Consider the following 9,454-nt stretch of genomic DNA (forward strand, 5'->3'; position numbering starts at 1 on the left):
CCCCCTGCCGCACCGCGCCAGGCCGTCGCCCTCGACTGAGTCGCGGGCGCCGACGCAGCACCGGCCGGGTCATGACCTGCCGGCCGCGCCCGCCGGGCCCGCGATGGCCCGGCGTCGCCACCGGCATGTCTGCGTCCGCGCCCGGCCCCCGTTTCATCCGTTTCCAGGACCACCACCCATGGACTTTTCCAGATTCTTCATCGACCGGCCGATCTTCGCCGCCGTGCTGTCGATCGTCATCTTCGCCGCGGGCCTGATCGCCATCCCGCTGCTGCCCATCGGCGAATACCCGGACGTGGTGCCGCCCTCGGTGGTGGTGCGCACGGTGTATCCGGGCGCCAATCCCAAGGTCATCGCCGAGACCGTCGCCACGCCGCTGGAGGAAGCGATCAACGGCGTGGAGAACATGATGTACATCAAGTCGGTCGCCGGCTCCGACGGCGTGCTGCAGATGACCGTGACCTTCCGCCCGGGCACCGATCCGGACGATGCCGCGGTCAAGGTGCAGAACCGCGTGGCGCAGGCGCAGGCGCGCCTGCCCGAGGACGTGCGCCGGCAGGGCGTGACCACGCAGAAGCAGTCGCCGACCTTCCTGATGGTGGTGCACCTGACCTCGCCCAAGGGCAAGTACGACACCCTGTATCTGCGCAACTACGCGCGCCTGCACGTCAAGGACGCACTGGCGCGGATCCAGGGCGTGGGCGATGCGCAGGTGTTCGGCGGCGGCGACTACGCGATGCGCGCGTGGCTGGACCCGGAGCGGGTGGCCGCGCGCGGGCTCACCGCCAGCGATGTGGTCGCGGCCATGCGCGAGCAGAACGTGCAGGTCTCCGCCGGCCAGCTCGGCGCCGAGCCGATGCCGGAGAGCAAGTTCCTGACCCTGATCAACGCGCAGGGCCGCCTGCGTACCGAACAGGAGTTCGGCGACATCGTGCTCAAGGTCGGCGCCGACGGCCAGACCGTGCGCCTGTCCGACGTCGCCCGCCTGCAGCTGGGCGCCGGCGACTACACCCTGCGCGCGCAGCTGGACGGCAAGAACGCGGTCGGCATCGGCATCTTCCAGGCGCCGGGCGCCAATGCGCTGCAGATCCGCGACCAGGTCATCGCCAAGATGGACGAGCTGACCAAGCAGTTCCCGGACGACGTGAAGTACGAAGCGGTGTACGACACCACCATCTTCGTGCGCGACTCGATCAGCGCGGTGGTCCACACCCTGCTGGAGGCGGTGCTGCTGGTGGTGCTGGTGGTGATCCTGTTCCTGCAGACCTGGCGCGCCTCGATCATTCCGCTGATCGCGGTGCCGGTGTCGGTGGTCGGCACCTTCGCCGCGCTGTACCTGCTGGGCTTCTCGATCAACACGCTGACCCTGTTCGGGCTGGTGCTGGCGATCGGCATCGTGGTCGACGATGCGATCGTGGTGGTGGAGAACGTGGAGCGCAACATCGAGGAGGGGCTGACCCCGCTGGCGGCCGCCCACCAGGCGATGCGCGAGGTGTCCGGCCCGATCATCGCGATCGCGCTGGTGCTGTGCGCGGTGTTCGTGCCGATGGCGTTCCTGTCCGGGGTCACCGGGCAGTTCTACAAGCAGTTCGCGGTGACCATCGCCATCTCCACGGTGATCTCGGCGATCAACTCGCTGACCCTGTCGCCGGCGCTGGCCGCGCGCCTGCTGCAAGGCCACGACGCGCCCAAGGACCGCCTGTCGCGCGGCATGGAGCGGCTGTTCGGCGGCTGGCTGTTCCGTCCGTTCAACCGCTTTTTCCACCGCAGTTCCGACCGCTACCAGGGTGCGGTGTCGCGCATCCTCGGCCGCCGCGGCGCGGTGTTCGCGGTGTACGTGGCGCTGCTGCTGGTCACCGGGCTGATGTTCAAGGCGGTGCCGGGCGGCTTCATCCCGACCCAGGACAAGATGTACCTGATCGCCGGTGTGAAGCTGCCGGAGGGCGCCTCGATCGAGCGCACCGACGCGATGCTGCGCAAGGTCGCCACCATCGCCATGCAGACCGACGGCGTGGCCCATGCGATCTCGTTCCCGGGCCTCAACGCGCTGCAGTTCACCAACACGCCCAACACCGGCGTGGTGTTCCTGCCGCTGAAGCCGTTCGCCGAGCGCCACCGCAGCGCGCTGGAGATCAATGCCGAGATCAACCAGCGCATCTCGCAGCTGGGCGAGGGCATGTCGTTCGCCTTCATGCCGCCGCCGATCCTCGGCCTGGGCAACGGCAACGGCTACCAGTTGTTCATCGAGGACCGTGCCAACCTCGGCTACGGCGCGCTGCAGAACGCGGTCAGCACCATGCAGGGCGCGGTGGCGCAGACCCCGGGCATGAGCTTCCCGATCGGCACCTACCAGGCCAACGTGCCGCAGCTCGATGCCGAGGTCGACCGGGTCAAGGCCAAGGCCCAGGGCGTGGCCCTGACCGATCTGTTCGATACCTTGCAGACCTACCTGGGCTCGACCTACGTCAACGACTTCAACCAGTTCGGCCGCACCTGGCAGGTGATCGCCCAGGCCGATGCGCCGTTCCGCGAGAGCGTGGAGGACATCGCCCGGCTGCGCACCCGCAACGCCAACGGCGAAATGGTGCCGATCGGCTCGATGGTGACCATCAAGCAGACCTACGGTCCGGACCCGGTGCTGCGCTACAACGGCTATCCGGCCGCCGACCTGGCCGGCGAAGCGGATGCGCGCTCGCTGTCCTCGGCCGAGGCGATGGCCAAGATCACCCAGATCGCCAAGCAGGTGCTGCCCAACGGCATGGAGATCGAGTGGACCGACCTGAGCTACCAGCAGGCGACTCAGGGCAATGCGGCGCTGGTGGTGTTCCCGCTGGCGGTCCTGCTGGCGTTCCTGGTGCTGGCGGCGCTGTACGAGAGCTGGACGCTGCCGCTGGCGGTGATCCTGATCGTGCCGATGACCCTGCTGTCGGCGTTGTTCGGGGTGTGGCTGAGCGGCGGCGACAACAACGTGTTCGTGCAGGTGGGTCTGGTGGTGCTGATGGGCCTGGCGTGCAAGAACGCGATCCTGATCGTCGAGTTCGCCCGCGAACTGGAACTGCAGGGCAAGGGCATCGTCGAATCGGCGCTGCAGGCCTGCCGCCTGCGCCTGCGCCCGATCGTGATGACCTCCATCGCCTTCATCGCCGGCACGGTGCCGCTGGTGTTCTCGCATGGCGCGGGCGCGGAAGTGCGCTCTGCCACCGGCATCACCGTGTTCGCCGGCATGCTGGGCGTGACCCTGTTCGGTCTGTTCCTCACCCCCGTGTTCTATGTCGCCCTGCGCAAGCTGGCCGGGCGGCCGCTGGTCTCGCATGCGCCGGCCCACGCCGACGCGCCGGCGCACGGCTGATCCTTTTCCCATCCTTCTCAGGAGTTTCGCAATGAACGCAGCACACAAGATCGCCCTGGTCACCGGCGCCACCCGCGGCATCGGCATGCACACCGTGCGGCAGCTGGCCGAAGCCGGCGTGCACACCCTGCTGGCCGGGCGCGACGCCACCCGCGCCAGCGCCGCGGCCCTGGAACTGCAGGGCGAGGGCCTGCCGGTGGAGCCGCTGACCCTGGACGTCACCGACGCCGCCAGCATCGCCGCCGCAGTGGAGACGGTGCGCGCACGCCATGGGCGGCTGGACATCCTGGTCAACAACGCCGGCATCCTGCGCGACGACCCGCGCCTGAGCGTGTCGCAGCAGAGCCTGGAGACCTGGCGCGAGACCTTCGACACCAACCTGTTCGGCCTGATCGCGGTCACCCAGGGGTTCCTGCCGCTGCTGCGCGAGGCGCCGGCCGCGCGCATCGTCAACGTCTCCAGCGTGCTCGGTTCGCTCGCCCTGCATAGCCAGCCCGGGTCGCCGATCTACGACTTCAAGGTGCCGGCCTACAACGTGTCCAAGAGCGCGGTGAATGCCTGGACCATCCAGTTGGCCTACGAACTGCGCGAGACCCCGATCAAGGTCAACACTATCCACCCCGGCTACGTGAAGACCGACATGAACGCGGGCGAGGGCGAGCTGGAAGTAGCCGACGGCGCGCGCAGCAGCGTGATGATGGCGCTGCTCGACGCCGACGGCCCCACCGGCAGCTACACCCATGTCGGACAGGTGCTGCCATGGTGATCCGTCCCGTCTTCGGCGCACTGGCGCTGGCGCTGCTCAGCGCCTGCGCCAGCGTCGGCCCCGACTACCGCGTACCGGCGCAGCCGCCGGTCACCCTGCAGGGCGCCGCGTCGCCGGTGTTCGCGACCGACTCGCCGGTCGCATCCTGGTGGGCGCAGTTCGACGACCCGGTGCTGGAACAGCTGGTGCACGACGGCCTGGTCGCCAACCTGGACCTGCGCCTCGCCCTGGCGCGCGTGCACGAGGCGCGCGCGGTCTTTGCCGAGCAGCGTCTGGACCAGGCGCCGCATGTCACCGCCGGCGGCGACTACACCCGCGGCAAGGCTCCGGACGCGGACGCCGGCGGCGCGCGCGTGCTCACCGAAAGCTACCGGCTCGGCTTCGATGCCGCCTGGGAGCTGGACCTGTTCGGGCGCCAGCGCCGCGCCAGCGAAGCGGCGCGTGCGAACCTGGAAGCCGAACAGGCCGGCCTGGCCGACGCCCAGGTCACCGTGGCCGCGGAGGTGGCACGCAACTACTTCGCCCTGCGCGGCACGCAGAAGCGCATCGCGCTGGCGCGGACCACGCTGGACAACCTGCGCGACACCCAGCGGCTGACCGAGACCCGTTGGCGACTGGGCGCCGGCAGCGAACTGGACGTGCAGAGCAGCCGCGCGCGGCTGAAGGCGATCGAGGCCGACATCCCGTTGCTGGAAGTCGATGCCGCGCAGGCGCGGCACCGGCTGGCGGTGCTGCTGGGCAAGCCGCCGGGCGCGCTCGATGCACTGCTGGCGCCGCAGCCGACTGCGGCCTATGCACGGGCCTTGCCGCTGGGCGATACCACGCAGTTGCTGCGCCGGCGTCCGGACGTGCGCATCGCCGAACGCCGTCTGGCGGCGGCGACCGCGCGGGTCGGCGTGGCCACCGCCGACCTGTTCCCGCGGATCAGCCTGTCCGGTTTCGTCGGCTTCCTGTCCGGCGATGCCGGCGCCTTGCTGCACGGCCGCAGCAAGGCCTGGTCGCTGACCCCGTCGATCCAGTGGGCGGCGTTCGACCTGGGCAGCGTGCGGGCACGCCTGCGCGCGAGCGAGGCGCAGGCCGACGGCGCCGCCGCCGACTACGAGAAAACCGTGCTCGGCGCACTGGAGGACACCGAGAACGCCTTGACCGCCTATGCCCACGAACAAGCGCGGCTGGCGATCGTGGCCGAACAGACGCAGGCGGCGCAGCGTGCCGAGGCGTTGGCGCAGATCCGCTATCGCGAAGGCTCGGAGGATTTCCTGACTCTGCTCGATGCGCAGCGCACGCAACTGACCGCCGAGGCGGCCCTGGCCGACGCCGAAGCGGCGGTGAACATCGGCGTGGTGCGGGTGTACAAGGCGCTTGGTGGTTGGGGGCAGGACGCGGGCACAGAGGCCGGCAGCCGGGACGTCGCGACCACCGCGGTGGCGGCGTCCGCGGTGCAGGCGCGCTGAGCAGAGCGCTGCACCTGCCGCGGTGCGGGCCGACCGTTCGCACCGCGGCGCCTGGTCGGCACCGCTCGCCATGTGCTCTCGCCGCCATCCGGCCGCGTCCCAGGTTTGTCTGCAGGAGCGGCGTCAGCCGCGTCGGGCGTTCCCGCTGAAGCCCGACGCGGCTGCATGGCAGGCGACTCCCGCAATGGCTTGCGGCGAGCCCTGCGGGTGCGCTGTGGGAGGGGCTTCAGTCCCGACGCATTGCGCCATCGGAACGCACACCACTTCGCACGGCATCACAGTCGATGCCCACAGGATGCTTCCCGCCATCGGAGCGGCCCTTGGTGATGGCGACCGGACCGAAGACCAGCCGGGCATGCGGCAGATCGCCGCGGGTGCTGGTCGTTCAGTCCTGCGCCACGTCCTCGGCGATCACATAACGGTCGCGACCGTTGTTCTTGGCCTGGTACAGCGCGGTGTCGGCGCGCGAGAACCAGTCGTGCCATTGCACCTCGTCGCACAGCATGGCTGCGCCCAGCGACACGGTGATGGTGCCGTTGGGGCCGCGCAGCGCGGAGCGGGTGGCATCGTGCAGGCGCCTGGCGAAGGCGGAGAGCTCGGTCGCGGACTGCAGCCGTGCCACCACCACGAACTCCTCGCCACCGAACCGGAATACCTCGTCCGGCGCACGTACCTGCGCGCGCAACAGCGCGGCCAACTCGGCCAGCACCCGGTCGCCCTCGGCATGGCCGTAGAGGTCGTTGACCTCCTTGAAGTGATCGATGTCGAGCACGATCAGCCCATGCCGGCGGGTCGCGCGGCGCGGATCGGCCACCCGTTGCGACAGGCTGCGCTCGAGCATGCGGCGGTTCGGCAGCCCGGTCAGCGAATCGTGCGACGCCAGTTGTTCCAGCTGCACGCGATCGCCTTCCACCCGCAACGCCAGCATGTAGCCCAGCCCGGTGATCAGCAACGACACCGATATCATCGAGAAGAAGTGCTCGGCACCCAGGGCGCTCGGGGTCACCACCAGCAGCACCGCGATCAGCGTGGCATTGCAGGCCAGCGCGACATGGCGCGTCACCACGAAGAAATTGCTCATCATCACCAGGTACAGCCACGGCACCGCGGCGTGGCGCAGTGCATGGCAGGCCAGGGCGCTGCCCAGCAACCAGCTCAGCGACAGCAGCGGATCCATGCGGCCGTCGCCACGGTGCAGCGCCAGCCAGCTCGCCAGCGCGGCCAGGCCGGCCAGCGCGGCGCCGGCCAGCGCGGTCCAAGGCGCGCCGATCGCCATCTGATAGACCGCGAACAGCAGCAGCACCCCGGCCGTGGACGGACCGAGTGTCTTGATGATGCCGAGCCGGAAGTGCCGACGCAGGGTCAATCCGGCGCTCACGGGGCTGGGCTCCGGAGCGGCGCACGGTCATTGCAGGCGGGCTGGCGAGGGCGGGCAACGAGCATGGCGACATCAGGTTGGCGAAGAGGCGTTGCGGTGGCAGAGGCAAGTTCCATGCCTGAGATTGTTTTGTGGTCGATATCCCGAAGCTGACCGCGACGCAGCGGGATTGCCGACACGCACGGCATCACGACGACGTCGCATTGGCGGAGGGATCGGCGTCGCGCCGATCAACCTGCGTCACGCGGCAAACGTTGTCTGGCGGCATGTAGGGCGGAGCTGATGCAAGGACGCTCGCGCCTGATCCTCTCCCTGCGGGAGGTGGTGGCGCGCAGCGCCGGATGAGGGGACGGGCGACGCGGGAGCGCTAGCCGGCGAACCGTACTGTGGTCGCGTCGGAGCGGCGCTGTGTGCAGATGGACGCAGCGCCGACCTGACGGGCTATCCCTGCAGCGCGACCGTCACCGGCATGATGGGATCCGTAAGACGTGCCGGCCAGGAGGCGGGTTACGCTGCGCTGCCGTCGATGGCCTTCAACCCCTTCTGGCTGAGCGCGAGATCGCCGTCCTCGCCCTGCGCCGCGTAGTCCTCGCGCACCGCCCAGGTCGCCTCGGCTTCGCTGACCGGGGTGGTGGCATGGATGTCCTGCAGGATGCGCAGTTGTTCCTGGGTCAATGGCATGGCGGATGTCCGAAGCGTGGAGGGCTCCTCACCGTGTACAGGCTGGTGGTGACGGGCATGTCTGTTCGTTACCGCAATGCGCAATCGCCCTCATCGCCGTAACGCGATCGTGGCGATCGCTGGATGGGTAAGGGGTTCTCGTCGCACGCCGTCGACGCCGCCGACATCATTTCGCAACGCCTCAAGGACGCCGGCGTAACGGGCGCCCACGCATGATGCGCCTACCAGCTGTGCGGCCGGGGCGATGCCTGGGGCTGCTTCAAGGATGCAGGCATCCGCGGCTGGACCACTTTTCATCCAGCACCGGCAGGCCCAATGGCCTGCCGGTGCTTTTTTGATTTCGCAACAATGCGTGAGTTCCGTCTGCGATGAGGCTAGCGTGACAGCAGCTTGGCCTTCTGCGCCTGGAACTCGGCCTCGGTGAGCAGGCCTTTCTTCCGCAGGTCGTCCAGCTTCAGCAGCTCGGCGTACAGATCGGGCGGCGCGGTAGGTGCGGGCGTAGGCGTACCGGTCGTGGCGAGCGAGGGAACGCGCTCGTTCACCTCGATCTGCATGTCGGCCCGCGGCTGCAGTCCGACGGTTTCGTTCGATCCGTGCGGAACCAGGCGGAACTGATACTCGACATACGGCCACTGGCCTGGTCCGCCGGCATCCATCGATTCCATCGCCACTGGCACTGCCTGCATGTCCTTGGCGGCGGCAAAGGCGTTGGCGGCCAGAAGTGCCTTGCGCTTGGTGGTGGCTGCGCTGGCGAAGACGCCTGCGTGATTCTTGATCGTCACCATCCACACGCCTGGCGATACCTGCACGAACTCGGGTTCGCCAGCGTACGCGGTACAGGCCAGCACCATCCACAGCATGGGCGCGAACAGCATGCGTTTCATGATCATCCCCGGTGAAGTGGTCGCGGTGCCTGTCGGCAAGGCGGGTCGGTGGGCCTTTGCGACCAAGGCTTCCGATCATGGCACGCGGCTGCGCGATGTGGCTGGTCAGCGTGGGCAGGCGCGGCGACATCCTGTTGGTTGCGACACGTGGTTGTGGCCACCATCAGGCACAAAAAAAGCCGGAAGCCTCGATGCGATCGGGATTCCAGCTTCGTTTGCACGTCCGTGGACGTTTGGATGGTGGAGGTGGGCGGAATCGAACCGCCGTCCGAAGGCACTCCATCCCCGGCACTACATGCTTAGCTCATCGTTGGATCTCGCCCCGGAACAGCACGATGTGCGAAGCGCATCCCGGGACCAGCCTGCTTGATTTAGCCAATGGCTGACAGGCAGCCACCACCGGCGATTCCGTGATAATGACCCTACGTCGCGAGCACGGACACAAGCGATTTCGGGGCTAGGCCTTAAGCGGCCAGTGCGTAGTTGTCGTCGTTGGCAACTATAAGTTTGCGGCTGGATTTACGAGGAAAGCTGCCCCCTCGGCATGCGCCAAGCGATTTTGCAACCCCCGTCGAAACCAGTGCACCCCCGGGGACAACGTCAAACGCTGACCTGCACAGTGTAGGGATCGGGGAGGGCAGTCACAAGTCTTGAGACAGGCCCCGCTTAAGCTGGCTTCACTGCGACGCCGGCCCTGTCACGCCGCCGTCCCCCAGGCATTCCCCCAGGCATGGAGCAGCGCAATGGCAAGCAGACAGCCGCGTGGCCGCAGCAGCGGGCGTACGCCCAAGGCACCCGTCACGTCCTCGACGTCCACCCCCGGCAAGGCGCCGGCCAAGGCGCCGGCGAGATCTGCCGCCAAGCCGACAGCAACAGCGCGCAAGACGCCAGCGGGTGGTGCGCGGGCTGCCAAGGCGGCGAAGCCGACGACGCCGGCATCGG

At 68.6% G+C, this 9,454-nt stretch carries 7 protein-coding genes and 1 other RNA gene; 3 read left to right on the forward strand and 5 right to left on the reverse strand.

Annotated elements, in window-relative coordinates; all coding sequences use genetic code 11:
* Positions 1-178: 178 nt before the first annotated feature.
* The 3 genes from D180_RS15790 to D180_RS15800 are packed head-to-tail and all read left to right on the forward strand — an operon-like array spanning position 179 to position 5,569.
* Positions 179-3,349 carry a multidrug efflux RND transporter permease subunit gene (locus tag D180_RS15790; protein WP_017909474.1) on the forward strand — a complete coding sequence of 1,057 codons (3,171 nt, stop codon included), beginning with the start codon at positions 179-181 and terminating at the stop codon, positions 3,347-3,349.
* A 31-nt stretch (positions 3,350-3,380) separates the two neighbouring features.
* Positions 3,381-4,115, forward strand: coding sequence for an SDR family oxidoreductase (locus D180_RS15795; protein ID WP_017913562.1), 735 nt, complete (start codon positions 3,381-3,383; stop codon positions 4,113-4,115).
* Complete coding sequence (locus D180_RS15800; RefSeq protein ID WP_017913563.1) at positions 4,109-5,569, forward strand: efflux transporter outer membrane subunit; 1,461 nt, start codon at positions 4,109-4,111, stop codon at positions 5,567-5,569. The genes D180_RS15795 and D180_RS15800 overlap by 7 nt, the downstream gene beginning before the upstream one ends.
* Positions 5,570-5,954: 385 nt before the next feature.
* Here D180_RS15800 and D180_RS15805 read toward each other — a convergent pair whose 3' ends face one another.
* The 5 genes from D180_RS15805 to D180_RS24640 all read right to left on the reverse strand — a co-directional run.
* The gene (locus D180_RS15805) at positions 5,955-6,947 is read right to left on the reverse strand and encodes a GGDEF domain-containing protein (protein ID WP_051064849.1); all 993 of its coding nucleotides are present in this window, start codon (positions 6,945-6,947) and stop codon (positions 5,955-5,957) included.
* A gap of 507 nt (positions 6,948-7,454) precedes the next feature.
* On the reverse strand, positions 7,455-7,628 hold the full coding sequence (locus D180_RS24245) for a hypothetical protein (protein ID WP_087963569.1): 174 nt from the start codon (positions 7,626-7,628) through the stop codon (positions 7,455-7,457).
* Positions 7,629-8,002: 374 nt separating this feature from the next.
* Complete coding sequence (locus tag D180_RS24250) at positions 8,003-8,512, reverse strand: SHOCT domain-containing protein (RefSeq protein ID WP_198526569.1); 510 nt, start codon at positions 8,510-8,512, stop codon at positions 8,003-8,005.
* A gap of 238 nt (positions 8,513-8,750) precedes the next feature.
* Positions 8,751-9,102: a transfer-messenger RNA gene (gene ssrA / locus D180_RS23095) on the reverse strand.
* 107 nt (positions 9,103-9,209) lie between these two features.
* Positions 9,210-9,454, reverse strand: a 245-nt coding sequence (locus D180_RS24640; RefSeq protein WP_232760532.1) for a hypothetical protein, incomplete at its 5' end; no start/stop codon positions are given.

The organism is Xanthomonas sp. SHU 166 (genome assembly GCF_000364685.1).
GTDB lineage: Bacteria > Pseudomonadota > Gammaproteobacteria > Xanthomonadales > Xanthomonadaceae > Xanthomonas_A > Xanthomonas_A sontii.

Coding starts and splice junctions, on each gene's coding strand:
- D180_RS15790 (WP_017909474.1), top strand. CDS start 179: ATGGACTTTTCCAGATTCTTCATCGACCGGCCGATCTTCGCCGCCGTG.
- D180_RS15795 (WP_017913562.1), top strand. CDS start 3,381: ATGAACGCAGCACACAAGATCGCCCTGGTCACCGGCGCCACCCGCGGC.
- D180_RS15800 (WP_017913563.1), top strand. CDS start 4,109: ATGGTGATCCGTCCCGTCTTCGGCGCACTGGCGCTGGCGCTGCTCAGC.
- D180_RS24245 (WP_087963569.1), bottom strand. CDS start 7,628: ATGCCATTGACCCAGGAACAACTGCGCATCCTGCAGGACATCCATGCC.
- D180_RS24250 (WP_198526569.1), bottom strand. CDS start 8,512: ATGAAACGCATGCTGTTCGCGCCCATGCTGTGGATGGTGCTGGCCTGT.